Here is a 964-nt window from a genome sequence, read left to right on the forward strand (position 1 = left end):
CCGACGCGTGTGCGTCAAGCCAGCCTACTTTGAGTCGCGAGCTGGGGCGTTTGGAGCAGTTACTGGGGTTTAACCTTTTCGACCGGGTGCGTGGCCGATTAAGACCTACTGTGCGGGCACTCGCGCTGATGCAGGAAGTAGAACGCTCGTTTATAGGCTTGGAACAGATCGCAGCGCGCGCCAGTGAATTGCGTACGCAAGCGACAGGTCGCTTGCGCATTGCGTGTTTACCGGCATTGGCCCATGCCTTGGTACCGCGCGCACTGGTATATCTCTCACATACACATCCTGAACTAGGAGTCAGCGTACATCCCTTAGAGTCGCCTTGGTTGGAACAAGCCATGAGTGAACAACGTTTTGACCTGGGGTTGAGTGAAACACAAAAGGCACCTGTTGGAGTTACCTTGCAGCCCTTACTGAAAGTTAATGAAGTGGCTGTTTTGCCCCGTGATCACAGCCTGTGCCGCAAGGCACGACTGCAACCACGCGACTTTACAGGCGAGCGCTTCATCAGCCTCGCGGTTGGCGACCCGTATCGAACCGCCATTGATGCGATGTTCGAGGACGCTAAAGTACATCGCGTAACCTTGCTTGAAACCACGAGTTCAGTGGCTGTCTGCGCCATGGTGCGTCAAGGCCTTGGCGTTGCCATCGTGAATCCGTTTACCGCAATGGAACTAAGCGGACCGGACTTAGTAGTACGGTCGCTTACTGTTGCCATTAGTTACCAAGTGAATATGCTTCTTCCAGAAATAGCAGCTCCGCACCCCCTGCAGGGCATTCTCGCAGACACCATCTGCAAAGCCAGCGCCGAGTTGAGCCACCTTGACCAGTGTTTTTATTAGAACTAAAAACTAGAGGATTTGTTACACAGGCTCAATTTAATCAGATGACATATTCTCTCATTTTTATATTCGGAAAATTTCTTTTAATCTAAAGATTTTCTAAAATTAACATAATACAC

At 50.7% G+C, this 964-nt stretch carries 1 protein-coding gene; it reads left to right on the forward strand.

Going from position 1 to position 964, the window contains the following annotated elements:
* Window positions 1–845 (forward strand): LysR family transcriptional regulator (locus tag AC07E5_RS09720; protein ID WP_498625338.1); only part of this gene is annotated, 845 nt, incomplete at its 5' end.
* Window positions 846–964: the final 119 nt, after the last annotated feature.

Source organism: Acinetobacter seohaensis, assembly GCF_056431365.1.